This window comes from Pseudomonas sp. TWRC1-2 (genome assembly GCF_049896685.1).
GTDB lineage: Bacteria > Pseudomonadota > Gammaproteobacteria > Pseudomonadales > Pseudomonadaceae > Aquipseudomonas.
Genome location: NZ_JAFCUU010000010.1, coordinates 98,875 through 124,538, shown reverse-complemented (window position 1 = coordinate 124,538; position 25,664 = coordinate 98,875). Strand labels below are relative to the sequence as shown.

At 60.0% G+C, this 25,664-nt stretch carries 21 protein-coding genes; 12 read left to right on the top strand and 9 right to left on the bottom strand.

The window, feature by feature from the left end:
• Window positions 1-85: 85 nt before the first annotated feature.
• Complete coding sequence (locus tag ACP7B3_RS25380; RefSeq protein WP_426181711.1) at window positions 86-1,342, bottom strand: MFS transporter; 1,257 nt, start codon at window positions 1,340-1,342, stop codon at window positions 86-88.
• A 329-nt stretch (window positions 1,343-1,671) separates the two neighbouring features.
• Between ACP7B3_RS25380 and ACP7B3_RS25375 the strand changes: the two genes are divergently transcribed.
• Genes ACP7B3_RS25375 through ACP7B3_RS25365 form a run of 3 tightly spaced genes read left to right on the top strand, consistent with a single transcriptional unit; the run spans window position 1,672 to window position 4,300 of the window.
• A complete protein-coding gene (locus ACP7B3_RS25375) occupies window positions 1,672-3,111 on the top strand; it encodes a cytochrome ubiquinol oxidase subunit I (RefSeq protein ID WP_106579300.1) in 1,440 nt (479 codons plus the stop codon).
• A 1-nt stretch (window position 3,112) separates the two neighbouring features.
• Window positions 3,113-4,120: a cytochrome d ubiquinol oxidase subunit II gene (cydB, locus tag ACP7B3_RS25370; RefSeq protein ID WP_124418507.1), complete on the top strand. Its 1,008-nt coding sequence runs from the start codon at window positions 3,113-3,115 to the stop codon at window positions 4,118-4,120.
• A 12-nt stretch (window positions 4,121-4,132) separates the two neighbouring features.
• The gene (locus tag ACP7B3_RS25365; protein WP_071489954.1) at window positions 4,133-4,300 is read left to right on the top strand and encodes a DUF2474 domain-containing protein; all 168 of its coding nucleotides are present in this window, start codon (window positions 4,133-4,135) and stop codon (window positions 4,298-4,300) included.
• A 67-nt stretch (window positions 4,301-4,367) separates the two neighbouring features.
• Here ACP7B3_RS25365 and ACP7B3_RS25360 read toward each other — a convergent pair whose 3' ends face one another.
• Window positions 4,368-5,492 (bottom strand): methyltransferase, encoded by a 1,125-nt coding sequence (locus ACP7B3_RS25360; protein ID WP_426181706.1) that lies wholly within the window; start codon window positions 5,490-5,492, stop codon window positions 4,368-4,370.
• A 166-nt stretch (window positions 5,493-5,658) separates the two neighbouring features.
• A complete protein-coding gene (locus ACP7B3_RS25355; protein WP_426181703.1) occupies window positions 5,659-6,369 on the bottom strand; it encodes a helix-turn-helix transcriptional regulator in 711 nt (236 codons plus the stop codon).
• A 456-nt stretch (window positions 6,370-6,825) separates the two neighbouring features.
• Between ACP7B3_RS25355 and ACP7B3_RS25350 the strand changes: the two genes are divergently transcribed.
• Window positions 6,826-7,602, top strand: coding sequence for a ferredoxin--NADP reductase (locus ACP7B3_RS25350; RefSeq protein ID WP_404485099.1), 777 nt, complete (start codon window positions 6,826-6,828; stop codon window positions 7,600-7,602).
• A gap of 57 nt (window positions 7,603-7,659) precedes the next feature.
• Here the strand turns inward: ACP7B3_RS25350 and mscL are convergent, their stop codons facing one another.
• Window positions 7,660-8,076 carry a large-conductance mechanosensitive channel protein MscL gene (gene mscL, locus ACP7B3_RS25345; protein WP_106579295.1) on the bottom strand — a complete coding sequence of 139 codons (417 nt, stop codon included), beginning with the start codon at window positions 8,074-8,076 and terminating at the stop codon, window positions 7,660-7,662.
• Between the two features lie 287 nt (window positions 8,077-8,363).
• On the opposite strand from mscL, the gene katB reads away from it, so the two are divergent.
• Genes katB through ACP7B3_RS25325 form a run of 4 tightly spaced genes read left to right on the top strand, consistent with a single transcriptional unit; the run spans window position 8,364 to window position 12,667 of the window.
• Window positions 8,364-9,905: a catalase KatB gene (katB, locus tag ACP7B3_RS25340; protein ID WP_426181698.1), complete on the top strand. Its 1,542-nt coding sequence runs from the start codon at window positions 8,364-8,366 to the stop codon at window positions 9,903-9,905.
• 58 nt (window positions 9,906-9,963) lie between these two features.
• The gene (locus tag ACP7B3_RS25335; protein WP_404485097.1) at window positions 9,964-10,503 is read left to right on the top strand and encodes an ankyrin repeat domain-containing protein; all 540 of its coding nucleotides are present in this window, start codon (window positions 9,964-9,966) and stop codon (window positions 10,501-10,503) included.
• Between the two features lie 35 nt (window positions 10,504-10,538).
• The gene (radA, locus tag ACP7B3_RS25330; RefSeq protein ID WP_426181693.1) at window positions 10,539-11,906 is read left to right on the top strand and encodes a DNA repair protein RadA; all 1,368 of its coding nucleotides are present in this window, start codon (window positions 10,539-10,541) and stop codon (window positions 11,904-11,906) included.
• A gap of 26 nt (window positions 11,907-11,932) precedes the next feature.
• Window positions 11,933-12,667, top strand: a complete 735-nt coding sequence (locus ACP7B3_RS25325) for a hypothetical protein (RefSeq protein ID WP_426181690.1) — start codon at window positions 11,933-11,935, stop codon at window positions 12,665-12,667.
• A gap of 25 nt (window positions 12,668-12,692) precedes the next feature.
• Here ACP7B3_RS25325 and ACP7B3_RS25320 read toward each other — a convergent pair whose 3' ends face one another.
• The 3 genes from ACP7B3_RS25320 to ACP7B3_RS25310 are packed head-to-tail and all read right to left on the bottom strand — an operon-like array spanning window position 12,693 to window position 14,278.
• A complete protein-coding gene (locus tag ACP7B3_RS25320) occupies window positions 12,693-13,439 on the bottom strand; it encodes a sulfite exporter TauE/SafE family protein (protein ID WP_426181687.1) in 747 nt (248 codons plus the stop codon).
• Window positions 13,440-13,477: 38 nt separating this feature from the next.
• Entirely contained in the window at window positions 13,478-13,903 is a 426-nt protein-coding gene (locus ACP7B3_RS25315) for a hypothetical protein (protein ID WP_242200445.1), read from the bottom strand.
• A 6-nt stretch (window positions 13,904-13,909) separates the two neighbouring features.
• Window positions 13,910-14,278: a PilZ domain-containing protein gene (locus tag ACP7B3_RS25310; RefSeq protein WP_404485088.1), complete on the bottom strand. Its 369-nt coding sequence runs from the start codon at window positions 14,276-14,278 to the stop codon at window positions 13,910-13,912.
• Between the two features lie 174 nt (window positions 14,279-14,452).
• On the opposite strand from ACP7B3_RS25310, the gene ACP7B3_RS25305 reads away from it, so the two are divergent.
• The 3 genes from ACP7B3_RS25305 (at window position 14,453) to yjiA (ending at window position 17,872) form a co-directional block, all read left to right on the top strand.
• On the top strand, window positions 14,453-16,519 hold the full coding sequence (locus ACP7B3_RS25305; RefSeq protein WP_106579291.1) for a carbon starvation CstA family protein: 2,067 nt from the start codon (window positions 14,453-14,455) through the stop codon (window positions 16,517-16,519).
• 15 nt (window positions 16,520-16,534) lie between these two features.
• Entirely contained in the window at window positions 16,535-16,732 is a 198-nt protein-coding gene (locus ACP7B3_RS25300; RefSeq protein WP_003194308.1) for a YbdD/YjiX family protein, read from the top strand.
• A gap of 180 nt (window positions 16,733-16,912) precedes the next feature.
• Window positions 16,913-17,872, top strand: coding sequence for a GTPase (yjiA, locus tag ACP7B3_RS25295; RefSeq protein ID WP_145162221.1), 960 nt, complete (start codon window positions 16,913-16,915; stop codon window positions 17,870-17,872).
• 183 nt (window positions 17,873-18,055) lie between these two features.
• On the opposite strand, the gene glyA is transcribed toward yjiA, so the two are convergent.
• Together glyA and ACP7B3_RS25285 are read right to left on the bottom strand one after the other, a co-directional pair.
• Complete coding sequence (glyA, locus tag ACP7B3_RS25290; RefSeq protein ID WP_145162219.1) at window positions 18,056-19,309, bottom strand: serine hydroxymethyltransferase; 1,254 nt, start codon at window positions 19,307-19,309, stop codon at window positions 18,056-18,058.
• Between the two features lie 230 nt (window positions 19,310-19,539).
• On the bottom strand, window positions 19,540-23,391 hold the full coding sequence (locus ACP7B3_RS25285; RefSeq protein WP_426181680.1) for a sensor domain-containing protein: 3,852 nt from the start codon (window positions 23,389-23,391) through the stop codon (window positions 19,540-19,542).
• A gap of 284 nt (window positions 23,392-23,675) precedes the next feature.
• Here ACP7B3_RS25285 and ettA point away from each other — a divergent pair, with 284 nt between their 5' ends.
• Window positions 23,676-25,340, top strand: a complete 1,665-nt coding sequence (ettA, locus tag ACP7B3_RS25280) for an energy-dependent translational throttle protein EttA (RefSeq protein ID WP_426181677.1) — start codon at window positions 23,676-23,678, stop codon at window positions 25,338-25,340.
• Window positions 25,341-25,664: the final 324 nt, after the last annotated feature.

The window sequence follows — 25,664 nt, the reverse complement described above, 5'->3', positions numbered from 1 at the left end:
GAATGTATCGACTGACGCACCGCATTCGCGGGCAAGCCCGCTCCCACATTTTTTTGTAGTCCTGCACCCAGTCAGGCGGCGGTGCTCAGACCTTCGCCGCTTCAGCCTTCGGCTCTTCCACCGGCACATGCATCCGGTCGCGATTGGCCAGGGTTGGGAACAGTTTTATCCACACCCCGGTCACCAGCAGCGTGCCGATCCCGCCCATGACCACGGCGGGCACGGTGCCGAACCAGTGGGCGGTGATCCCCGATTCGAACTCGCCCAGTTGATTGGACGCGCCGATAAACAGGCCGTTGACCGCACTGACGCGGCCGCGCATTTCATCCGGCGTTTCCAGTTGCACGAACGACGCACGGATCACCATGCTGATCATGTCCGCCGCGCCCAGCACCACCAGCACCGCCAGGGAAAACCAGAACGATGTCGACAGGCCGAACGCGATGGTCGCCACGCCAAACACGCCGACGGCAGTAAACATCACGCGCCCGACATGCCGGTCCACCGAGAACCGCGCCAGCCACAACGACATCAACAACGCACCCACCGCCGGTGCCGAGCGCAGCAGGCCCAGGCCCCAGGCGCCGGTCAGCAGGATGTCCTTGGCAAACACCGGCAGCAACGCGGTGGCACCGCCCAGCAGCACGGCGAACAGGTCCAGAGAAATGGCGCCGAGGATGTCCGGGCGGCTGCGGATAAAGCGAATCCCGGCCAGCAGCGAGTCCATGGTGGCCTTGGCTTTGTTCAGCGGGGTCTGGCGCGCGGGCAGGTTGAGGGTCAGCACGCAGGCGATCAGGTACAGCGCCACTGTCGGGCCATACACCCACACGCTGCCGAATGCGTAGAGCAAACCGCCCAAGGCCGGCGCGACGATGGTTGCCAGTTGCTGCGCCGATTGCGACGAGGCCACGGCCCGCGGGAACAGTGCGCTGGGCACGAGGCTTGGCAGCAGCGCCTGGGTGGTCGGCATTTCAAACGAACGCGCGGCGCCCAGCAGGAAGGCGAGGATAAAGATCATCTCGCGCGTCACGTTGCCGGTCAGGCCGCCGATGGCCAGGGACAAGGCAATCAGCGCCTGCACGGTTTGGCAGATGGCGGCGACCTTGCGCCGCTCATAGCGATCGGCCACATGCCCGGTGTGCAGCATGAACAATACGCGCGGGATGAATTCCACCAGGCCGACCAAGCCCAGGTCCAGCACGTTGCCGGTCAGTTGGTAGAGGTTCCAGCCGATGGCCACGGTGAGCATCTGGAAGCCGCTGGCGGTGAAAATCCGAGCCAGCCAGAACGCGATGAAAGGGCGATGGTGACGCAACAGCAACGCAGGTTCACTCGTAGGCATCGGAATTCAGGTCGGGAGCAGAGGGAACGGCGAGATTAGCATCATGCTGTAACAAATAGTTGCAAGGGTTTGCTGTGCACCGGCATGAGGCAAGCTGTCACGCGGCAAAAGACCACGCCGTCCTACAGCGAAAATGGGACTACTCTTTGAGCAATGCTTGATCCAGATCAAAACCGGCCCCGGGATTGTTCTGGAGGCCGAAAGGCCCGATTCCCTACGTGGTTGGTTAAAAAAAGAAACGAATTGAAATTCGCCACACTCCATATCCGTGGGGGCAGTGGGTGCAGGCTTCCAGCCAGCAGCCGGTATTACCTGACAGAGGAAGACTTATGTTCGGTTTGGAGGCGCTAGATCTCGCCCGAATTCAATTCGCATTCACTATCTCGTTCCACATCCTGTTCCCGGCGATCACCATCGGCCTGGCCAGTTACCTCGCGGTGCTGGAAGGTTTGTGGCTCAAGACCCATAACGACACCTACCGTGACCTCTACCATTTCTGGTCGAAGATCTTTGCCGTCAACTTCGGCATGGGCGTGGTCTCGGGCCTGGTCATGGCCTACCAGTTCGGCACCAACTGGAGCCGCTTCTCGGACTTCGCCGGCGCGGTAACCGGGCCATTGCTGACGTACGAGGTGCTCACGGCCTTCTTCCTGGAGGCGGGTTTCCTCGGCGTGATGCTGTTCGGCTGGAACAAGGTGGGGCGCAAGCTGCACTTCTTTGCCACGGTGATGGTGGCCGTCGGTACGTTGATTTCGACCTTCTGGATTCTTGCGTCCAACAGCTGGATGCAGACCCCGCAAGGCTTTGAAATCGTCGACGGGCGCGTGATTCCTACCGACTGGCTGGCGGTGATCTTCAACCCGTCCTTTCCGTACCGGCTGATGCACATGGCCACGGCGGCCTTTGTGGCCACGGCGTTCTTCGTCGGTTCGTCGGCGGCCTGGCACCTGTTGCGCGGCAAGGACAACCCGGCGATCCGCACCATGCTCTCGATGGCAATGTGGATGGCGCTGATCGTGGCGCCTATCCAGGCGGTGATCGGTGACTTCCACGGCCTGAACACCCTCAAGCACCAGCCGGCGAAGATCGCCGCGATTGAAGGCCACTGGGAAAATATCGGCAACGAGCCGACGCCGCTGATCCTGTTCGGCCTGCCCGACATGAAGGCCGAAAAAACCAAATACGCGGTCGAAATTCCTTACCTGGGCAGCCTGATCCTGACGCACTCCCTGGATAAACAGGTGCCGGCGCTCAAGGAGTTTCCGCCTGAAGACCGTCCTAACTCGACCATTGTGTTCTGGTCGTTCCGGGTCATGGTTGGCCTGGGCTTCCTAATGATCTTCACCGGCCTGTTCAGCCTCTGGCTGCGCCGGGGCGACAAGATGTACACCTCCAGGCCGTTCCTGTACCTGGCGCTGTGGATGGGCCCGTCCGGCTTGATCGCGATTCTCGCCGGCTGGTTCACCACCGAAATCGGCCGCCAGCCGTGGGTGGTCTACGGCCTGATGCGCACGGCGGATGCGTCCTCCGGGCATAGCCTGGCGCAGATGACGATCACCCTGGTGCTGTTCGTGGTGGTGTACTTCGCGCTGTTCGGCGCAGGGCTGGGCTACATGATGCGCCTGGTGCGCAAAGGGCCGCAGACCCACGAAGGCAGCGAGCCAACCCATGGTGGCCCTGGCCAGAAACGCACGCCGGCCCGTCCGTTGTCCGCCGCCGATGATGGCAGCGATGACGACCACGCCCACATTCAGCACAAGGGGAATTGAGATGGGTATTGATCTTCCGCTGATCTGGGCCGTGATCATCATCTTCGGCATCATGATGTACGTGGTCATGGACGGCTTCGACCTGGGTATCGGCATTCTCTTTCCGTTCATCCCAGGCAAAGTCGACCGTGACGTGATGATGAACACGGTTGCCCCGGTGTGGGACGGCAACGAAACCTGGCTGGTGCTGGGCGGCGCGGCGTTGTTCGGCGCGTTCCCGCTGGCCTACTCGGTGGTGCTGTCGGCGCTTTACCTGCCACTGATCCTGATGTTGATCGGGCTGATCTTCCGTGGCGTGGCCTTCGAGTTCCGTTTCAAGGCCAAGGACGACAAGCGCCACTTGTGGGACAAGGCGTTTATCGGCGGTTCCATTGCGGCGACCTTCTTCCAGGGTGTGGCGTTGGGAGCGTTCATTGATGGCATTCCGGTGGTCGACCGCCAGTTTGCCGGGGGCTCGCTGGATTGGCTCACGCCGTTCACGATGTTCTGCGGCGTTGCGCTGGTCATCGCGTATGCCTTGCTCGGCTGCACCTGGCTGATCATGAAGACCGAGGGCAAGTTGCAGGAGCAGATGCACAACCTGGCGCGGCCATTGGCGTTCGTGGTGTTGGCGGTAATCGGCGTTGTCAGCCTGTGGACGCCTCTGGCGCACCCGGAAATCGCCTCGCGCTGGTTCACCCTGCCGAACCTGTTCTGGTTCCTGCCGGTGCCGATTCTGGTACTGGTGACTATGTACGGCTTGATCCGCGCGGTGGCGCGAAATGCGCACTACACGCCGTTCCTGCTGACGCTGGTGCTGATCTTCCTCGGCTACAGCGGCTTGGGTATCAGCCTGTGGCCGAACATCATTCCGCCGTCGGTCTCCATCTGGGACGCCGCTGCACCGCCGCAAAGCCAAGGCTTCATGCTGGTGGGCACGTTGTTCATCATCCCGTTCATCCTGGGCTACACCTTCTGGAGCTACTACGTGTTCCGCGGCAAGGTCACCCACGAAGACGGCTATCACTAGGAGGGTCGTTTCATGTCCGGCAAACCTTCGTTGCACGAGATCGAACAGGCCGAGAAGCAGCCGTTGTGGCGGCGCCTGGGGTGGCTGGCGATGATCTGGACCGGCAGCGTGCTGGCCCTGTTTGTCGTGGCCAGCCTGATGCGCATGTTCATGAGCGCGGCCGGCCTGACCACCCACTGACATCCCAATCCGGGCCTCGCGGCCCGGCTTTTCAGCCCTGCCACTCGCAAGAGCGGCAGGGTTTTTTTTATTTGCGCGCTTTGAGAATCACAAACTTCGGCGTGGCCGCGACTTGCTCGACGCCACGGAACAGCTTCGCCAGCTTGCTGTGATAGCCCAGATGGCGGTTGCCGACGATATACAGCGCGCCACCAACGACCAGGGCGTCACGCGCCTGCTGGAACATGCGCCAGGCAAGGAAGTCACCGACCACCTGCTGCTGGTGGAAGGGCGGGTTGCACAGCACCACGTCCAGCGACTGCGGCGCCTGGCCGGCCAGGCCGTCGTCGGCGCGCAGGGTGACCTCGCGAGCGCCCAGGGCGGCCTGCCAGTTCTCGGCCGCCGATTGCACGGCCATGTAGGACTCATCCACCAGCGTGTAGTGCGCGTCGGGGTTTTGCAGCGCGCTGGCGATCGCCAATACACCATTACCGCAGCCCAGGTCGGCCACGCGGGCGCTGCCGAGGCTTTTTGGCAGGTGTGGGAGGAAGGCGCGGGTGCCGATGTCCAGGCCTTCGCGGCAGAACACGTTGGCGTGATTGAGCAGTTCGATGGCCGGTGCGTCCAGGGTGTAGCGGGTAGGGTAGGGCGACACGGCGGTTGGGCGAGCCTCTGCGGTGGCGATCAGCAGCCGGGCTTTCTTGACCGCAAGCGAGGCGTGCATCGGCCCGATGTAGCGCTCCAGCAGTTCACCGGCGGCCCGTGGCAGGTGTTTGATCATCGCCCCGGCGATCACTTCGGCGCCTGGCGCCAGCTGGCCTTGCAGGCGAATCAACTGTTCTTCGAGCAGGGCCAGGGTTTTCGGCACGCGGATCAGCACGCGGTCGAAAGGCCCGGTGGCTACTTGCGAGGCTGGCACAAACGCTACGGCGTCAAACGCCTTGGCGTTGCGCACCAGGTTTTTCTCAAGGCCAAGGGCTGCCAGAAACGAATCGCCACTGGAGGTCACCTGCACCTGGCCTTCGAGGCTGGCCGCCAGGGCACCGAAGCCGTCATTGAGCACCAGCACGCGGGTTGCCGAACTCAGCGACTGTTCGGCCAGGTAGTTGAGCAAGTACTCATCGGCGGCATCAAAGGCCTGCAGCGGGTCATTGTGTTGCTCTGGCTGGCGAATCAGATCGAGCTGGGCGAAGGGGCTGTCAAGCAGGGGCATGGCGGGGGAGGCTCTGGTCATCGATGGGCGTTCGACGGGCGTGGTACCCGGCGTAACCGTCTGAGTGTACGGCGAGGCGGCATTAAAGGCGCAGCTTCAACACTCAGAATTGGCCGTAAATGTTACGTTTTTTTCAAGGGGATTACATGCGGTGTTTCCAGCTTGGCTAAAACCACCCCGCTTTTGAGGCGCGCAGTACAGCTGCGATCTTGTTGGTAACGCCCAGTTTCTTCAGGCAACTGCTGATATGAAAGCCCACCGTACGCTCCGACAAGCACAGAATCGTGGCGATTTCCGAGGCGGTCTTGCCGATGGCTGACCATCTGAGAATTTCTATTTCCCGTGGGGTCAGTTTGCAAGGCGGCGTGATACTCGGTGTGTCGGCATATGTTTGCGCTACAACGGCGTGCATGGCGTGACACAGCCACAGTACCTGGCCTGCTTTCTCGTACAGCTCTTCAGGGCTGACGTTGCCGGCACTTCGGGCCAGGGTCAGCATGCTGAACACACCCTGGAAGTCATGCACGGCTTGAGTCCATCCCAGATGCACGCCAAACGATTGGGCCAGCGTCCATAGATGCGGCGCGGTGCTGAACGTTTTTTCATCCCAGACCAGCGGCATTACGCTGCGTTTGCAGTGGGCGACTACGGGATCCACACCAAAAAAATGCGCTTGGTTATAAAGTGTATTCCATTCATTTGGATAGTTGTTTAATCGAATAGGTTTTGTTTGGTTAGCAGGTTGTTGGGAACTCATCGTAAATGAGCAATATTCAAAACCGAGCTGGAAAGTTTGATTGACGATCATCTCGTAAACAGTGGTGATCTTATTCTCGCCTTCCAGTTTTGGGAGTCTCGTGTTGCGCCAGTTAACCATAGGGTGAATCTCCATGGGGTAGGTGTGAGTTGGGTACGTCCTGGCTCCCAATGCGCCACGAACAGGAGTGTAGGATAAAGACTACATATTGAGATGAAAAAAATGTCAGTAAGATCGGCTATTTAAACTTCTTGAACTTGTACAACAACTGGGCTTTTGTGAAGGTTAGTTGCTGGATGAAGAAAACTTATTGATTTTAATAGGTTGCGGAAACGGCCGATTCAGGGCTGTTTTTATGAACGCCATCATCTAATGGCCTATTGGATGAGGGGCGATAGCTAAATAGTTAGTGTGAGCACGACATTCCCGACGAAGGTGCAATTGCCTCGAAAACATCAGCGTTTCACTGGCGTTACATTTGCGAATGCCCGAGCAATGAAAATGCCAGTACAAACCACCGGTGTTTCCCAGCGACGCTTTGAGGGACACTAGGGCACCTGTTCAACGGAGCCCCCCATGACGGCCAGTGCTGAGAAATTTACCCGCCAGACCTTGCTCGACGTGCAATCGCTGACCCCCAGCCTGTTTACCTTGCGTACCACTCGCGACCCGGGTTTTCGGTTTACCGCCGGCCAGTTCGTGCGCCTGGGGGTGAACACGGCGGATGGCAGCACCGTGTGGCGCGCTTATTCAATCGTGTCCTCACCGTTCGACGAGCACCTCGACTTCTTCTCCATTGTCGTTCCGGGTGGCGAGTTCACCAGTCAATTGAGCCGCCTGCGAGTGGGCGACACCTTGATGGTCGAGCGCCAGGCCACGGGTTTTCTGACGCTGAACCGATTTGTGGACGGGCGAGATTTGTGGCTGCTGGGCACTGGCACAGGCGTGGCGCCGTTCCTGTCGATCCTGCAGGACTTCGAGGTCTGGGAGAAATTCGAGCGCATTGTCCTGGTGTACAGCGCCCGCGAGGCCAAGGAGCTTGCGTATCAGGAACTGATCCACGCGCTGGGCGAGCGTGAGTACCTGGCCGAGTATGCGCACAAGCTGGTCTACATCCCCACCGTCACCCGCGAGCAATACCCTGGCGCCTTGAACGGTCGCATCACCACCTTGATCGAGAATGGCGAACTGGAGCGCGCGGCCGGCGTCGAGTTGACCCCCGAACACTCCCGCGTGCTGATTTGCGGCAACCCGCAGATGGTCGACGACACGCGCCAATTGCTCAAGCAACGCGACATGCAACTGAGCCTGAGCCGGCGCCCGGGCCAGGTGGCAGTGGAGAACTACTGGTAATACGGCGCATAAAAAAGGCGCCTGCAACAGGCGCCTTTTTTGCCAAACCCGTGCCGGTTAAAGCGGCTTGTCGTTCTGTGCCTTGAGCAGATCGCGGATCTCGCCCAGCAACACCTCTTCCTTGGTCGGCGTCGGCGGCAGGCTCGGGGCCACAGCCTCTTCACGCTTGAGGCGGTTGATCGCCTTTACGCCCATGAATATTGCAAACGCGACAATCAGGAAGTCGACCACGCTCTGGATAAACTTGCCGTAGGCCAACACCACCGCGGGGACGTTGCCCTGAGCGGCCTTGAGTGTGATTGCCAAATCGCCGAAGTCCACACCACCGATCAACAGACCGAGAGGCGGCATCACGACGTCGCCTACAAACGAGGAAACAATTTTGCCGAAGGCGGCGCCGATGATGATACCGACGGCCATATCGACCACATTGCCTTTGACCGCGAAGGCCTTGAACTCACTGATCACGCCCATAGGTTATTCCTTGTTACAGATGAGAAGGGTGGAGGTCAGTGTAAGTCAGTCGTAGAGGGCTTGCGCGACACAACCGTTAACACTGTCAGTTTTTATCGACACATTAAAACGCAAATAGTTTGCAAAGTGCCACCAATCGCGCGCGAAATACTCGCTATTTCAGTGGCTTACCATCGTATTTTCTTAATCGTCCCGGTGGGGTTTTTCTATTTATCTTCTGCGTCGCGGGTCACTAGCCTCTGGCAAGCACAACTGAATGTGCACTAGAAAAACCAGAGGAAACCTCGATGAAGAATCCAATCAAGCGCCGCCCGGTTATCGCGCGACACGCGCTGATACTGGCGAGCGCCAGCCTGCTTTCACTCTCCGTACACGCTGCCAACCTGACCCGCGATAACGGCGCGGCGGTGGGCGACAACCAGAACTCGCAAACGGCCGGCGCCAATGGCCCGGTGCTGTTGCAAGACGTGCAACTGATTCAAAAACTGCAGCGCTTTGACCGGGAGCGCATTCCCGAGCGCGTGGTGCATGCCCGTGGCACCGGCGCCCACGGCACCTTCACCGTCACTGACGACCTCAGCGACCTGACCAAGGCCAAAGTGTTCGCGGCAGGCGAGGCCACGCCAGTGTTCGTGCGCTTCTCGGCCGTGGTGCACGGCAACCACTCCCCGGAAACCCTGCGCGACCCGCGCGGCTTTGCCACCAAGTTCTATACCGCCGAAGGTAACTGGGACCTGGTCGGCAATAACTTCCCGACGTTCTTTATCCGCGACGCTATCAAGTTCCCGGACATGGTTCATGCGTTCAAACCCGACCCACGCACTAACCTGGATGACGATTCCCGCCGTTTCGACTTCTTCTCCCATGTTCCAGAGTCCACTCGTACGCTCACCGAGTTGTACTCCGACTCCGGCACCCCGGCCAGTTACCGGGAAATGGACGGCAACGGCGTACATGCCTACAAGTTGATTAATGCCAAGGGCGAAGTGCACTACGTCAAGTTCCACTGGAAGAGCCTGCAAGGCATCAACAACCTCGACCCCAAGCAAGTCACCGAAGTGCAAGGGCGTGACTACAGCCACATGACCCATGACTTGGTTACCCACATCAACAAGGGTGACTTCCCCAAGTGGGACCTGTATGTGCAAGTGCTCAAGCCTGAGGACTTGGCCAAGTTCGACTTCGACCCGCTGGACGCCACTAAAATCTGGCCGAACGTACCGGAACGCAAAGTCGGGCAGATGGTGCTGAACCGTAACCCGGCGAATGTCTTCCAGGAAACCGAACAAGTGGCCATGGCGCCGGCCAACCTGGTGCCAGGTATCGAGCCTTCTGAAGACCGCCTGCTGCAAGGCCGGGTGTTCTCCTACGCCGACACGCAGATGTATCGCCTGGGCCCGAATGCCCTGCAACTGCCGATCAACGCCCCACGGGTAACCGTTAACAACGGTAACCAGGACGGCGCGATGAATGCAGGCAAAACCACTACCGGCGTGAACTACCAGCCAAGCCGCCTGCTGCCGCGCGAAGAGCCGCAAACCGCGCGCTACAGCCAGTCGGCGCTGTCGGGCAGCACCCAGCAAGCGAAGATCCAGCGTGAGCAGAACTTCAAGCAGGCCGGTGACTTGTACCGCTCGTACAACGAGAAAGAGCGTCAGGACTTGATCGACAACTTTGGCGGCTCGCTGGCCACCACCGATGACGAGAGCAAGCACATCATCCTGTCGTTCCTCTACAAGGCCGACCCGGAGTACGGCACCGGCGTGACCAAGGTCGCCAAGGGCGATTTGGCTCGCGTGAAAGCGCTGGCAGAAAAACTCACTGACTGACGTTGGTTCCGGTCGGCGCCCTTGTACGGGCGTCGACCCCTGGCAGGAGAACACCCTCATGCGTATTTCGATTGGTTTACTGATGGCGATGCTGGCCTTTGTCGCCCATGCCGAGTCGCCTGACCCGGTCGCGCTCAAGGCGCAGTTGCAGGACTACTATTTCGACGCCGCCCGCCGTGGCGATATCGACATGCTCAACACCTTCATCGAGTCCGGCTACAGCCTCAACACCCAGGACGACAAGGGCTACACCGCGCTGATCCTCGCCGCCTATCACGGCCAGGGCCCGTTCGTGGAGCGCCTGCTCAGCGCCGGCGCCGACGCCTGCGTGCAAGACAAACGCGGCAATACCGCCCTGATGGGCGCCATCTTCAAAGGCGAGCTGAAAATCGCCCAGCGTCTGCTGGCCACCGACTGCAACCCCGACCAACGCAACGGCGCCGGGCAGACCGCGGCCATGTACGCCGGGTTGTTCAAGCGCGTCGAACTGCTCGATGAACTCAAGGCCAAAGGCGCCGACCTCAACGCTGAAGACCCGATCGGCAACAGCGCTTCACGATTGGCCAGTGGTGAAATCCGGACCCCGGCGCCGCGCTGAGCTATCATCGCGGTTTTTCGGTTGGAGGTTCTCAAATGGCAAAGGCCAAGCGCATGTACGGCTGCACGGAGTGCGGCGCGACCTTTCCCAAGTGGGCCGGCCAATGCACCGAGTGCGGCGCGTGGAACACCCTGACGGAAACCATGATCGAAAGCGGCGGCGCCGCAGCGCCCACCGGCCGTGCCGGCTGGACCGGGCAACAGGCGCAGATCAAGACCCTGGCCGAAGTCAGCGTCGAAGAAATCCCGCGTTTCTCCACCGCGTCCGGTGAGCTCGACCGCGTGCTTGGCGGCGGCCTGGTGGACGGCTCGGTGGTGCTGATCGGCGGCGACCCGGGCATCGGCAAATCGACCATCCTGCTGCAAACCCTGTGCAGCATCGCCAGCCGCATGCCGGCGCTGTACGTCACCGGCGAAGAATCCCAGCAGCAAGTGGCGATGCGCGCCCGCCGCCTGGGCTTGCCCCAGGACCAACTGCGGGTGATGACCGAAACCTGCATCGAAAGCATCATCGCCACGGCGCGCATCGAAAAGCCCAAGGTCATGGTGATCGACTCGATCCAGACGATTTTTACCGAACAGCTGCAATCGGCGCCGGGCGGCGTGTCCCAGGTGCGCGAAAGCGCGGCGCTGCTGGTGCGTTATGCCAAGCAGAGCGGCACGGCGATCTTCCTGGTCGGCCATGTGACCAAAGAAGGTGCGCTGGCCGGTCCGCGGGTACTCGAGCATATGGTCGACACCGTGCTGTATTTCGAGGGTGAATCCGATGGCCGTTTGCGGTTGCTGCGGGCGGTGAAGAACCGCTTCGGCGCGGTGAACGAACTGGGCGTGTTTGCCATGACCGACCGTGGGCTTAAAGAAGTCTCCAACCCCTCGGCGATTTTTCTTACACGCGCACAAGAAGAAGTCCCAGGCAGCGTGGTGATGGCAACGTGGGAAGGCACCCGCCCGATGCTGGTGGAAGTGCAGGCGCTGGTGGATGACAGCCATTTGGCCAACCCGCGCCGCGTGACCCTTGGCCTGGACCAGAATCGTCTGGCGATGCTGCTGGCGGTGCTGCATCGTCACGGCGGCATTCCCACCCACGACCAGGACGTATTCCTCAACGTGGTCGGTGGGGTCAAGGTGCTGGAAACCGCCTCCGACCTGGCGTTGATGGCGGCGGTGATGTCCAGCCTGCGCAATAAACCGTTGCCGCATGATTTGCTGGTGTTTGGTGAGGTCGGCCTGTCGGGTGAAGTACGCCCGGTGCCGAGCGGCCAGGAGCGTCTGAAGGAGGCGGCCAAGCACGGCTTCAAGCGCGCGATTGTGCCCAAGGGCAACGCGCCGAAGGAATCGCCGCCGGGCTTGCAGGTCATTGCAGTCACGCGCCTGGAACAGGCGCTGGATGCGCTGTTCGAATAACCGTGGGGCAATCAGGGATGAACGCAATGCAACAGACCAATCGTTGGGGGGTATGTGCCCTGTTCGTGGCCTTGCTCGGGTTGCCGGGCATTGCCTTGGCTGAGTCGGCCCCACTGCCGGCCGGTTACCGCCTGGCCCAGAAACTGGCGACAGCAGACGGCAGCGTGCTGCAGGTGCTGGAAGACCAGCGCATCAGCGCGCAGTTGCACAAAGACAGCTGGGGCAATGGCCTGGATGAGGACTCATTTGAGGAGCCCGGCGATTGGGTGGAAAACCCGTTGCTCAACGCCCAGGTACGTTTGTTGTCGGCGTCCGGCGCTGTGCTGGCGCACGACGATCTTGGCTACCCCTTGGCCAAGGTCAAGAAGGCCCCGCTTAAAGGCCTGCCGGATACTGTGTACTTTTTGAGCATCGACCAGACGGCGCCGATGGGCAGTTACAGCGGCCCGGCGACTCAGCTGCTGCTGCCGGCCAAACAGCAACTCAAACCAATGAGCTATAAGAGTGCGGACGGTAAGGTCGAGCCGCTGACCCTGGCCCAGACCGGCAAAGCCGCCTGGCAGATCGCCACGCCAGCCGCCGGCGGTACGGATGAGTTACTGCAGGTCTCGTCCTTTATGGACGGTGATGGCGACGATGATTTCGCAACCCGCTACACGACCTATCGTTTTATCGATGGGCAATGGCAGGCCGTGTCGCGTCAGAAGGCGGGTTATTGGGACACGGAAAGCGACTTCCCCCCGAGTGCCGCGTTTCCCTGACTGTCGCTTTTGCGTGAGAGAGTCACTACCAAAAGATCATTTTCAACGCCAAGGCAATCACGACTACGTTGAAAGCGCTTTCCATCCACTTATCGCCTTTGTGTAGAGCAAACTTGGCGCCCGCATTGGCGCCAAATAGCGTGCCTATGATCAGGCAACACCCGTACTGCCAATTAATGATTCCGCTGACACCGAATATTATTAACGAGCCGACTGAGAGGATGAGGCCTCCCACCTTACGCGTGCCAATTGACTCACTGATCGATTTTTTAAAAAATATAATATACAAATAAGTTGATAGCTTGGCCTGCCCGCCGAACAGGCCGCCAATCATGCCGACGGGAATAAAGAGGATATAGCCGCAAAAGCGTCTGAGCGAAGAGGGGGCCGTCTTCGGCGAGTGGGGCTTCCTGATGAGTGAAAGCCCCACCAGTAGCAGTGTCAGGCCGCCAATGGTTTTATGCAGCAGCGCCGGATCTATTTGCACGAGTAGACTTGCACCGACCAAGGCGCCAGCCAACCCAAGTGCGGCGGCGGGGGCCGCTAACCTGTAATCCACTTTTCCATTGTTATGAAAGTGTCTTAATCCGGCAAACATCGTCCCTACCGAAGCCAGGCGGGCTGTCGCTATCGACGCCTGTGGGGATATTCCGAGCCAGATCATCACCGGCACTGTTAGAAATACACTGCCGCCGGTATTGGTGCCGATAAAACCCGTCATAACACCCAGTACGACCAACCCTGCGCCTATCAGCCACTCATGCTCAATCATATTGAAAGACCTGCATCCCTGATGACGTGCATTAATTGTTATTCGTTCAAGTAGAGGGGGTCTACCCAATGGTAGCAATTGCGGTCCCTGCTATTAGCGGTTAGATGCAGTTTTGCGGTGTGCACAAAGCTATATTCACCAATGATCGGACGACGGCGATCAAAGGTGTCGCCCATCGCTTTTGAAACAAGACTACTGAGTTTTAATACTTTTTGGCTTTTGCCGCTGCACAATATTGAATTGAAATGAAGATTTGTAATCAGTAGACATGTCTCAGTGATACCGCAGCGTTCGCCGATGCCATTCACGGTGCACGACACAAAGGTAGCGCCTGCTTCGATGGATGCCAGTGTATTGGCCATTGCCAAACCTCTGTCATCATGGAAATGCACTTCTAAGTCAACGTTGGGTAATGCCTGTTTAATCAGCTGAACTGTGGATCGAACCTTGAAAGGCTCACAGATGGGTTTTCAAATCTCTAACAATGCGCCCAGCTCACGCTCCAGTTCTTCCTGATCGCCCACATTCAGCTCAATCAACCGCCGCAGGTGGCTGATCGAGTCCAAGTCAATGTGTTCGCACACAAACCCCAATTGCCCGTGGTCGTCATGGGCCAGCTTCACCTGCATCTTTATATGCGCCTGCGGGTCAAGGCGGATGTCCACGTCGAACGACTCCGTGCGATTGCCCTGCCAGTCATCCGGGCGTTGCACCAGCAAACCTTTGAGCGACACGTCCACCAATTGCACCGGCCAATTCCAGCCGTTCTGCGCAATGGTGGTTCGTGCATCGAAGGCGATACGCCGAAAATGGCGTCGATCGGACGACTGTTCGTTCATGCTCAAATCCTCTGTGGATAGAAGGATTGTAGCCCGGCGCCATCATCGAGCTTTTATTTGTGCTTTTTTTGCCCCTGCAAGGCTCTAGACCAATGTAGGGGGGTGGTCTTTAAAGCCAACAGCGCTAAACTCGGATTCGCTGTCCTTTCTGTCCACCCTGGCTGGAATATAAAAATGAAAAATAATAATAGCCTGCTACGCCACCTACCCTGGCTGGTGCTGGCGATCGTAGGAGCGTGCGCCCTGGGCGTAGTGGCCTTGCGCCGCGGCGAGGCGATCAACGCCTTGTGGATTGTGGTCGCTGCAGTGGCCATCTATCTGGTTGCGTACCGTTACTACAGCCTGTTCATCGCTAACAACGTGATGCAACTCGATCCACGGCGGGCCACCCCCGCAGTGCTTAACAATGACGGTCTGGACTATGTGCCGACCAACAAACACATCCTTTTTGGCCACCACTTTGCGGCGATTGCCGGTGCAGGCCCGCTGGTCGGCCCGGTACTGGCGGCGCAAATGGGCTACCTGCCCGGCACCCTGTGGCTGATTGCCGGCGTGGTGCTGGCCGGTGCAGTGCAAGACTTCATGGTCCTGTTCCTGTCCACCCGTCGCAATGGCCGTTCCCTTGGCGACATGGTTCGCGAAGAGATGGGCCGCATTCCGGGGACCATCGCGCTGTTTGGCTGCTTCCTGATCATGATCATCATCCTCGCGGTGCTGGCGCTGATCGTGGTCAAGGCCCTGGCCGAAAGCCCATGGGGCATCTTCACCGTAATGGCGACCATCCCGATTGCGATGTTCATGGGCGTGTACATGCGCTACATCCGCCCAGGCCGCATTGGTGAAATCTCAGTGATCGGCGTGCTGTTGCTGCTCGGTTCGATCTGGCTGGGCGGGCAGATTGCCGCTGACCCGGTGTGGGCCAAGGCGTTCTCCTTCACCGGGATCCAAATCACCTGGATGCTGATCGGCTACGGCTTCGTTGCCGCAGTACTGCCGGTGTGGCTGATCCTGGCGCCGCGTGACTACCTCTCTACGTTCCTGAAAATCGGCACCATCATCGCCCTGGCGATCGGCATTCTGGTCACCATGCCAGAGCTGAAAATGCCGGCGCTGACCCAGTTCATCGACGGCACCGGTCCGGTGTGGAAGGGCGGCCTGTTCCCGTTCCTGTTCATCACCATCGCCTGTGGCGCGGTTTCGGGTTTCCACGCGCTGATTTCCTCGGGCACCACGCCCAAGTTGCTGGATAACGAAGTCAACGCCCGTTACATCGGTTACGGCGCGATGCTGATGGAATCGTTCGTGGCCATCATGGCAATGGTTGCCGCGTCGGTGATCGAGCCTGGCGTGTACTTCGCCATGAACAGCCCGGCCGCCGTGGTCGGTGGTGATGTGATGGCCGTGGCACAAACCGTCAGCAGCTGGGGTTTTGCGATTACGCCGGAAGCGCTGCAAGCAGTGGCCCATGACATCGGCGAAACCACCATCCTGGCACGTGCCGGCGGTGCGCCGACCCTCGCGGTGGGTATCGCGCAGATCCTGCACAGTGTGTTGCCGGGTGAAAACACCATGGCGTTCTGGTACCACTTTGCGATCCTGTTCGAAGCGCTGTTCATCCTGACGGCGGTTGACGCCGGTACCCGTGCCGGTCGCTTCATGCTTCAGGACTTGCTCGGCTCCTTCGTGCCGTCGCTCAAACGTACCGAATCCTGGACCGCCAACCTGATTGCAACCGCAGGTTGCGTGGCAATGTGGGGTTACCTGCTGTACCAAGGCGTGATCGACCCACTGGGCGGCATCAACACCTTGTGGCCGCTGTTCGGTATCTCCAACCAGATGCTGGCCGGGATCGCGCTGATGCTCGCCACGGTCGTGCTGATCAAAATGAAACGCCAGCGCTACATCTGGGTGACCATGCTGCCGGCGGTCTGGCTGCTGATCTGCACCACCACGGCGGGCTTCATCAAGTTGTTCGACGCGAACCCTGCGATTGGCTTCCTGTCGCTGGCCAAGAAGTACAGCGATGCCCTGGCTGGTGGCCAGATCCTGGCGCCGGCCAAGAACATCGACCAGATGCAACACGTGATCTGGAACGCCTACACCAACGCAACGCTCACGGCGCTGTTCCTGTTCGTGGTGTTCAGCATCCTGTTCTATGCGCTCAAGGTCGGCGTCGCCGCCTGGGGCAACAAAGAACGTACGGATAAAGAAGCCCCGTTCCAGGCGGTTCCGGACGCGTAATCGAGGATTGCAACCATGTTCAATGACATCAGTCGCCTCGGTAAATACCTCGGTCAGGCCGCGCGCCTGATGGTCGGCATGCCCGACTACGACACCTACGTCGAGCATATGCAAACCAAACACCCGGACAAACCGGTGATGGACTACAAGGCGTTCTTCCGGGAGCGCCAGGAAGCCCGTTACGGTGGCAAGGGTGGGCCTAAATGCTGCTGACCTGCCTTTTGGGTTAGCGCAATTGCCCTGTGAACGCAGGGCGTTATGTGGGAGCTGGCTTGCCTGCGATAGCATCACCTCGGTCTGATTGAAAAACCGAGTGGTCTGCATCGCAGGCAAGCCAGCTCCCACATTTGTTTTGTGTTCCTTCAGTCATTTCATCTGAAAAGGAGAATTTTTTTGTCCTCTCCCATCCCCGTCACCATCCTCAGCGGCTTTCTCGGCGCGGGCAAAACCACCTTGCTGCGCCATCTGCTCAAGGCCGAGCACGGCCTGAAAATCGCCGTGATCGAAAACGAATTCAGTGACGCCGGTATCGACACCCAGCTGCTGGGCGCAGAACCGGTGCAGGTCATGACCCTGTCCAACGGGTGCGTGTGCTGCACCATCCACACTGACCTGACCAAAGCCCTGTACCTGCTGCTCGAGCGCCTGGACAGCGGCGAGATTGCCTTCGACCGCCTGGTGATCGAGTGCACCGGCCTGGCCGACCCGGCGCCGGTGGCCCAGACCTTTTTCATCGACGAAGAACTGCGCGAGCGCTACCTCCTCGACGGTATCATCACCTTGGTGGACGCGGCCCACGCCGAACACCACCTGACCCAGACGATCGCCCAGGCCCAGATCGGTTTTGCCGACCGCCTGCTGGTGAGCAAGCGCGACCTGGTGGACGCGGCGACCTTCGACGCCCTCAGCCAGCGGCTGACCCGCATCAACCGGCGCGCGCCGATTCGGGTGGTCGACCACGGCGCCATCGACCTGGCGGAATTGCTCGATGTGCGCGGCTTCAACCTCAACGCCGGCATGAGCCTGCGCCCGGTCAGCGCGGCGCCGGCCATCGACCGCATTTCCAGCCTGGTGCTGCGCACCGACCAGCCGCTGGATATCGACCGCCTCAGCGAGTTCATGAACGAGCTGCTGGAAGACCACGGCAAGCAACTGCTGCGCTACAAGGGCGTACTGAACATTGCCGGCGAAGACCGGCGCATGGTGTTCCAGGGCGTGCTCAAGCTGTACGGGTTCGATTGGGACACCGAATGGGCCGAGGGCGAGGCGCGTGAAAGTGTGATTGTGTTTATTGCTGATGAGTTACCGGAAGACAAAATCCGCGACGGCTTTGCCAAGGTCTACCAATCCTGACTTGAAACATGGTCCACTGTGGGAGCTGGCTTGCCTGCGATTGCGGTGGGTCAGGCAATGATGTGCCCGCTGACAGGCCGCTATCGCAGGCAAGCCAGCTCCCACAGGTGATTGCATTTCAAGTTAATTTGGCCATAAAAAAGCCCGGCGCTAAGGCCGGGCTTTTTATTCAAGCTATTGCAATCAAGCGCCGTACACCGGCAGCTTTTTGCAGATGGCCTTGACCTTCTCACGCACCGCGTCGATCACGGCTTCGTTGTTCAGGTCAGCCAGGATGTCGCAGATCCAGCCAGCCAGTTCCTTGCACTCTGCTTCCTTAAAGCCGCGCGTGGTCACAGCCGGGGTGCCGAAGCGCAGGCCGGAGGTGACGAACGGCGAACGTGGGTCGTTCGGCACGGAGTTTTTGTTCACGGTGATGAAGGCTTTGCCCAGGGCAGCGTCAGCATCTTTACCGGAAATGTCCTGCTTGATCAGCGACAGCAGGAACAGGTGGTTTTCAGTACCGCCGGACACCACGTCGTAGCCGCGTTCAATGAACACGCCGGCCATGGCCTTGGCGTTCTTGACCACTTGTTGCTGGTAAGTCTTGAACTCAGGCTGCAGGGCTTCTTTGAAGCAGATCGCTTTGGCGGCGATGACGTGCTCCAGCGGGCCACCCTGGGCACCTGGGAATACGGCGGAGTTCAGCTTCTTCTCGATCTCGGCGTTGGCGCGCGCCAGGATCAGGCCGCCACGTGGGCCGCGCAGGGTTTTGTGCGTGGTGGTGGTGACCACGTCAGCGTAAGGCACCGGGTTCGGGTAGACGCCAGCGGCGACCAGACCGGCTACGTGAGCCATGTCGACGAACAGGTAGGCGCCGACTTTGTCAGCGATGGCGCGGAAACGTGGGAAGTCCAGGATCTGCGAGTAGGCAGAGAAACCGGCCACGATCATCTTCGGCTTGTGTTCAACCGCCAGTCGCTCGACTTCGTCGTAGTCGATCAGGCCGTTGGCATCGATACCGTACTGAACGGCGTTGTACAGCTTGCCGGAGGAGGAAACGCTGGCGCCGTGGGTCAGGTGACCGCCGTGAGCCAGGCTCATGCCCAGGATGGTGTCTCCGCCTTGCAGCAGGGCCAGGTACACGGCGCTGTTGGCTTGGGAACCGGCGTGTGGCTGGACGTTGGCGTAATCGGCGCCGAACAGTTCCTTGGCACGGTCAATGGCCAACTGCTCAACCACGTCGACGTACTCGCAACCACCGTAGTAGCGCTTGCCTGGGTAGCCTTCGGCGTACTTGTTGGTCAGAACCGAACCTTGAGCCTCCATGACCGCTGGGCTGGTGTAGTTTTCCGAAGCGATCAGCTCAATGTGCTCTTCCTGGCGCACGGCTTCTTGCTCCATGGCGGCAAAGAGATCGGCGTCGTACTTGGCAATAGTCAAATCACGGCTGAACATGGCGGTCCTCAAGGATCGGGGGCAGAAAAGGAGGGCATTCTAACCCAATGGGTTTTAGATGGCATATGAAAGGACATCATGTCGCGGACAAGTGGGGCTCATCTGGGGATAAGCGGTGACTGTGCTGACCCTATCGCAGGCAAGCCAGCTCCCACACTTGAATGGGTTCACAGATCAAAATGTGGGAGCGGGCTTGCCCGCGATGAGGCCATCAGCCGCACCGCAAGATCTCAGTCGAACATGAACAGCGCATCGTTGCTGAACTGCGCCTCAAACCGATTCGCCGGCATCGGCCGTCCAAACAGATACCCCTGCACTTCATCGCAGCCATGCTCGCGCAGGAAGTCCAGCTGCTCATGGGTTTCCACACCCTCGGCGATTACCGCCAGGTTCAGGCTGTGGGCCATGGCGATAATGGCGCGGGCGATTTGCGCGTCTTGCTCGCCGGAGGGCAGGCCATCGACAAAGGTGCGGTCGATCTTCAACACGTCGATGGGGAATTGCTTGAGGTAGTTGAGCGACGAATAACCCGTGCCAAAGTCGTCCACCGCGATGCTCAGCCCGAGGTTTTTCAGGCTGGCGAGAATCTGCATCGCTTCGTTGACTTCGCGCATCAGGATACTTTCGGTCAGCTCCAGCTCCAGGCACGCCGGCGGCAGGCCGGTGTCCCTGAGAATGGAGGCGATGCGCTCGCCCAGTTGGCCATCGGAGAACTGCCGCGCCGAGATGTTCACCGAGACTTTCGGCACCCGCACCTTGTTCTGGTGCCAGGTCTTGAGCTGGCGACAGGCCTCGCTGAGCACCCAGTCGCCCACGTCCACCACCAGTCCCAACTCTTCCAGCACCGGAATGAAATCACCCGGCGGCACCAGCCCGCGGCGCGGGTGGCGCCAGCGCAGCAGGGCTTCGGCGCCGGTCAACCGTTTGCCATCGCCACTGAATTGCGGCTGGTAATACAGCACGAATTCGTTCTGATCCAGCGCGTGGCGCAGGTCGCTTTCCAGCTCCAGACGCTCCAGGGCGCTGGCGTTCATGTCCGCCTGGTAGAACTGGAAGTTGTTTTTGCCGCGTTCCTTGGCGTGGTACATCGCGGTGTCGGCGTTCTTCATCAGCTGGCTCAGTTCGTTGCCGTCCTGCGGGCTCAAGGCGATACCGATACTGGCGGTCACAAAGAACTCGCGGCCTTCGAGCACAAACGGTCTCACCAGGCTGGCCAGGATCTGCTCGGCCACGTGAATCGCGCGGTTCAGCGCCATGTCGCGGCTCACCCGTGGTTGCAGGAGCAAGGTGAACTCGTCGCCGCCCATGCGCGCCACGGTGTCGTCCTCGGCCACGCAGCCCAGCAGGCGCGTGGCCATTTCCTTGAGCATGCGGTCGCCGGCGGCGTGGCCCAGGGAGTCGTTGATCGGCTTGAAACGGTCGAGGTCGAGGAACATCAACACCACCCACGACTTCTGCCGTTCCGCTGCCTGCAAGGCCGTGTGCAGGCGGTCCTGGAACAGCGTGCGGTTGGGCAGGTGGGTCAGGGCGTCGTAATACGCCAGGCGGTGGATGCGCTGCTCGCTGGCCTTGCGCTCACTGATGTCGCTGAAGAAACACACGTAGCTGGCCAGGTCGCCTTCATCATCGAACACGGCGGTAATGCCGACCCACGCCGGGTAATGCTCGCCGTTGCGGCGCTTGAGCCACACTTCGCCTTCCCAGGTGCTGTGCTGGTGCAGTTGCTTGAGCACATAACGCAGGTGGGCTTCCTGTTGTTCGTCAACGGTGAGCATGTTCGGCAACTGGTCGAGCACATCCGCGACGGCATAGCCGCTGACCCGGCTGAAGGCCTCGTTGGCCTGCACGATATAACCGGCCGGGTCGGTGATCAGGATCGCTGAAGTGGAGTGTTCGAATACCGTGGCCGCCATGCGCAGGTCTTTTTCGGCGCGGCGTTGCTGGCTGATATCGCGGCCCACGCCGAGGATGCCCTCAAACGCGCCGTGTTCGTCCCACACCAGCACCAGGCGCAGCTCGATCGGCACCTTGCGGCCATCGGCGCGCAGGCAGTCGAACAGGAACAGCTGGGTTTGCACCTCATCGCGCAGCTTGTTCAGCGCCGCAGTGTCGCCCAGCGAGCGGCTGACCTGCTCCATCAGGCTGTAAATGCCGGACAGTTGTTGCGGGTTGGCGATGATCGACTGCCAGCCATTCTTGAACACCCAATCCACGTCATAACCCAGCACGGCATTGACCGATGGGCTGATGTAGTTGAGGGCCAACTGGCTGTCGGTGGAGCAAATCACGTCGCTGATGCTTTCAGCCAGCATGCGGTAGCGCTGCTCGCTGTCGCGCAGGGACTCGCTGGCTTCTATCTGATCGGTAATGTCTTTGGCCACGCCGATAATGCGCGTGACCACCGCCGTCTTGTCGCGGGCCAGGGCTTGCTCGCGGATATCGAAGCGGCGCCATTGGTTGTTGCGGTGCCGAAAGCGCAGTTGGCAATGCAGCTGCGTGGTGTAGCCGACTTCACGTTGTTGCTGGCGCAGGTCGTGGTAATACTGGGCATCGTCGGGGTGCAGCAGGATTTCCCAGAAGTACTCGCCCATTTGCGCCAGTTCGGCTCTGTTATAGCCAAGGGTGTGGCCCAAATGGTGGTTGCTGAAAATCATCCGCTGGCTGATCACATCCTGCACATACAGGTGATCCGGCACGGTGCGCACCACGTCTGACCAGAAACGCTCACGCTCCACCAGCGACAGCTCGATCAGCTTGCGGCTGGTGATGTCACTGATACTGAGGATGACCGCCTTGAAGTCGTCTTGCTGCTCGGGCAGGCGCATCACCAGCCACAGGTACTGGTCGTTGCCGGCGAGGTCGTTGAGCTGAATTTCCAGCTCCAGCTGTTTTTGCTGGGTCAGTACGGCTTCCAGAACCTGATAACCGATGGCCGTGGCGTTGCGCGGGCAGTCATCGATCAGACGCTCCCAGGCTTGCTCGCAAGAACTGACGTTCAACAGGCGCACAGCCACCTGGTTGACCTCGGTGACGCGTAACTCCTTGAGCAGTTGCTGGCGTTCTTCGACGTGGGTGTGCAGCCAGGCCTGTAATTGCTCGCGGGTGCGCATGTTGGTTTTGTCGAAAAAGGCCTTCAACCCCGACAGATCGAGCACACAAAGCGCCACGCCGGTGCCTTCGAAAATATCCTGATAGCGGCGCCGGCCCTCATGCACCTGGCGCTGGCGACGACGCATGTTCAGCAGCACGATCACCGGGATCAGCGAAAAGGCCAGGCCCAGCAGGCATTTGCCGATGAAGGCCGGCAGCAGTTGCTCCAGCACGGCGCTGCGGTCGAACAGCCCGCGCAACTGCCAGTCACTTTTGCTCAGGGGCGTGACCAGTACGCTTTTGTTCAATTCGTCCGGGGTCAGCGCAGAGGCCCATTGCGCCGGCATGCCGCTGTCACGGCTGACCACGCGGTGGTTGAGGCGGTTCTCGATGGCCCACATCGGGCGCTGGCCCTGGCCGTCCTGGCGGGTCAGGTTGACCAGGTAGTTGGGCGCCAGGCGCAGCGCCCAATACATCCGCGAGCCGCCGCTGGGCTGGTGCAGCAATAAATAGATGATCGTGCCGTCGGGGTTGTTGCTCAGGTAATAAGGTTGCGAGTGACTGCGCTGTACCAGCTCTTCAAGCCAGGCGCTGTCCTCGCTGTCTTTGGCGCTGTCGCTGATCATCGCGCCGCTGGGGGCGAGCAGGGTGACACTGCGCAGTTCCGGCAGCGAACCTTGCAAGGTGCGCACCAGCGCCTGTTGCTGTTCGTCATTGCGCGGCGGCTCGACCATCGGCAGCAAATTCAGGGCGATTTTGGCGCTCAGGGCCATGTTCAAGCTGATCTGTTCAGCCAGGTCGGCGCTGTAGTCGATGGTGTATTGCTGTTGGTTTTTCTGGTTTTGCTGCAGTTGGTCCAGCAGTTGCCAGAACAATAACGCGAGCAGCAGCAGGACAAGCGTCGCCAATGCGCCTTTGAGGGTGCCGTGCAGGGGCGCTCCCGGCGCTATATGAGCGGCGCGCAGGGGAGTGGGCGGCGTGACTTTGGACAAGCTGTGATCCTGCGGTTTGGCTGGACTGGCGCGCGACGTGCACTATAAGCCGGACGCCCGGAGGGCGGCTAGCATGCCTTGACTTGTGGCAAAGTGCCAGCCCTGCCTGGCTGGACTGACCAAGCGCATTCAGGTAGCTTTGCCGGTTACGCGGGGGCGTTCCAGCCCCAGACATTCAGGCTTTTTGCGCACGAAGGCATTGACCACCGTCAACGGCCCGCGCGGCGCATGGCCTGCACGGGCTTCGCCCGCTCAATTCATCAGTCACTGACGCTAGGTTCACCATGGCTCAATACGTCTTCACCATGCATCGGCTGGGAAAAGTTGTTCCGCCGAAGCGGGAAATCCTGAAAAACATTTCACTGTCCTTCTTCCCTGGCGCCAAGATCGGCGTGCTCGGCCTTAACGGTTCGGGTAAGTCCACGCTGCTGAAAATCATGGCCGGCGTCGACACCGAGTTCGAAGGCGAAGCCCGCCCGATGCCCGAGCTGAACATCGGCTACCTGCCGCAAGAGCCGATCCTGGACCCGACCAAGACCGTGCGCGAAGTGGTCGAAGAGGCCGTGGCTGTGATCAAGGACGCCCAGGCGCGCCTGGACGAGGTCTACGCCGCCTACGCCGAACCGGATGCCGACTTCGACAAACTGGCCGCCGAACAGGCCAAGCTCGAAGCCATCCTGCAGGCCGGTGACGGTCACAACCTGGAGCGCCAGCTGGAAGTCGCCGCCGATGCGCTGCGCCTGCCGGCGTGGGACGCCAAGGTCGAATTCCTCTCCGGTGGTGAAAAGCGTCGCGTGGCCCTGTGCCGCTTGCTGCTGTCGGCCCCCGACATGCTGCTGCTCGACGAACCGACCAACCACTTGGACGCCGATTCCGTCGCCTGGCTGGAACACTTCCTTCACGATTTCCCGGGCACCGTGGTTGCGATCACGCACGACCGGTACTTCCTGGACAACGTCGCCGGTTGGATTCTGGAACTCGACCGTGGCGCCGGTATCCCTTACGAGGGCAACTACTCCGGTTGGCTGGAAGCCAAGTCCGACCGTCTGGCCGCCGAATCCAAGCAGCAATCGGCCCACGAAAAAGCCATGAAGGAAGAACTGGAGTGGGTGCGCAAAGGCGCCAAGGCCCGCCAGTCCAAATCCAAGGCTCGTCTGCAACGTTTCGAAGAAATGCAGTCGCAGGAATTCCAGAAGCGCAGCGAAACCAACGAGATCTACATCCCGGCCGGCCCGCGCCTGGGTGACAAGGTCATCGAGTTCAAGAACGTCACCAAAGGCTATGGCGACCGCGTGTTGATCGACAACCTGTCGTTCTCCATGCCAAAAGGCGCGATCGTCGGCGTTATCGGCGGTAACGGTGCGGGTAAATCCACCCTGTTCCGCATGCTGATGGGCAAGGAAACCCCGGATTCGGGCACCATCGAAGTCGGCGAAACCGTGCAACTGGCCTGCGTCGACCAGAGCCGCGAAGACCTGGATGGCAGCAAGACGGTGTTCCAGCAAATCTCCGACGGTTCCGACCAGATCCGCATCGGCAACTATGAAATCCCGTCGCGCACCTACGTAGGCCGTTTCAACTTCAAGGGCGGCGACCAGCAGAAGTTCGTCAAGGACCTGTCCGGTGGTGAGCGCGGCCGCTTGCACCTGGCCCTGACCTTGAAAGAAGGCGGCAACGTGTTGCTGCTCGACGAACCGTCAAACGACCTCGACGTTGAAACCCTGCGTTCGCTGGAAGAAGCCCTGCTGGACTTCCCGGGCGCCGCCATTGTGATCTCTCACGATCGGTGGTTCCTTGACCGCGTCGCGACCCACATCCTGGCGTACGAAGACGACTCCCAAGCGGTGTTCTTCGAAGGTAACTACACCGAGTACGAAGCGGACCGTAAAAAGCGCTTGGGCGAAGCGGCTGCCCAGCCGCACCGTGTGCGCCACAAAAAACTGGCCTGATTTGGGCTGGTTGGAAAAAACGGAGCCTTCGGGCTCCGTTTTTTTTGCGCGTTTTTTCAAGGAGACCGAGGTGGATTCATTCGCGAGCAAGCCCGCTCCCACATTCGACCGCATTCCATCGTTGGAAATCGATCAAATGTGGGAGCGGGCTTGCTCGCGAAGGCGGTTTAACTGCTGGTGCATGCCCTAAGTTGAAATCCCTCTCATGGTGCAAAAAAGCCCACTTATTTATATCAAATGCACCATTTAAATTCACAAAGGCGACATTTTGCGCTTTTCAGGTGCAACATGAATTGCTAAGGTCCGGCTCAATCTCCTTTAAAA

Bases quoted from the DNA above. Each gene is read 5' to 3' on its own strand.
- katB (WP_426181698.1), top strand. From the start codon at position 8,364: ATGAAGAATCCAATCAAGCGCCGCCCGGTTATCGCGCGACACGCGCTG.
- ACP7B3_RS25350 (WP_404485099.1), top strand. From the start codon at position 6,826: ATGACGGCCAGTGCTGAGAAATTTACCCGCCAGACCTTGCTCGACGTG.
- ACP7B3_RS25335 (WP_404485097.1), top strand. From the start codon at position 9,964: ATGCGTATTTCGATTGGTTTACTGATGGCGATGCTGGCCTTTGTCGCC.
- radA (WP_426181693.1), top strand. From the start codon at position 10,539: ATGGCAAAGGCCAAGCGCATGTACGGCTGCACGGAGTGCGGCGCGACC.
- glyA (WP_145162219.1), bottom strand. From the start codon at position 19,309: ATGTTCAGCCGTGATTTGACTATTGCCAAGTACGACGCCGATCTCTTT.
- cydB (WP_124418507.1), top strand. From the start codon at position 3,113: ATGGGTATTGATCTTCCGCTGATCTGGGCCGTGATCATCATCTTCGGC.
- ACP7B3_RS25355 (WP_426181703.1), bottom strand. From the start codon at position 6,369: ATGGTTAACTGGCGCAACACGAGACTCCCAAAACTGGAAGGCGAGAAT.
- ACP7B3_RS25325 (WP_426181690.1), top strand. From the start codon at position 11,933: ATGCAACAGACCAATCGTTGGGGGGTATGTGCCCTGTTCGTGGCCTTG.
- ACP7B3_RS25300 (WP_003194308.1), top strand. From the start codon at position 16,535: ATGTTCAATGACATCAGTCGCCTCGGTAAATACCTCGGTCAGGCCGCG.
- ACP7B3_RS25320 (WP_426181687.1), bottom strand. From the start codon at position 13,439: ATGATTGAGCATGAGTGGCTGATAGGCGCAGGGTTGGTCGTACTGGGT.
- mscL (WP_106579295.1), bottom strand. From the start codon at position 8,076: ATGGGCGTGATCAGTGAGTTCAAGGCCTTCGCGGTCAAAGGCAATGTG.
- ACP7B3_RS25365 (WP_071489954.1), top strand. From the start codon at position 4,133: ATGTCCGGCAAACCTTCGTTGCACGAGATCGAACAGGCCGAGAAGCAG.
- ACP7B3_RS25360 (WP_426181706.1), bottom strand. From the start codon at position 5,492: ATGCCCCTGCTTGACAGCCCCTTCGCCCAGCTCGATCTGATTCGCCAG.
- ACP7B3_RS25380 (WP_426181711.1), bottom strand. From the start codon at position 1,342: ATGCCTACGAGTGAACCTGCGTTGCTGTTGCGTCACCATCGCCCTTTC.
- ACP7B3_RS25310 (WP_404485088.1), bottom strand. From the start codon at position 14,278: ATGAACGAACAGTCGTCCGATCGACGCCATTTTCGGCGTATCGCCTTC.
- ACP7B3_RS25375 (WP_106579300.1), top strand. From the start codon at position 1,672: ATGTTCGGTTTGGAGGCGCTAGATCTCGCCCGAATTCAATTCGCATTC.
- ettA (WP_426181677.1), top strand. From the start codon at position 23,676: ATGGCTCAATACGTCTTCACCATGCATCGGCTGGGAAAAGTTGTTCCG.
- ACP7B3_RS25305 (WP_106579291.1), top strand. From the start codon at position 14,453: ATGAAAAATAATAATAGCCTGCTACGCCACCTACCCTGGCTGGTGCTG.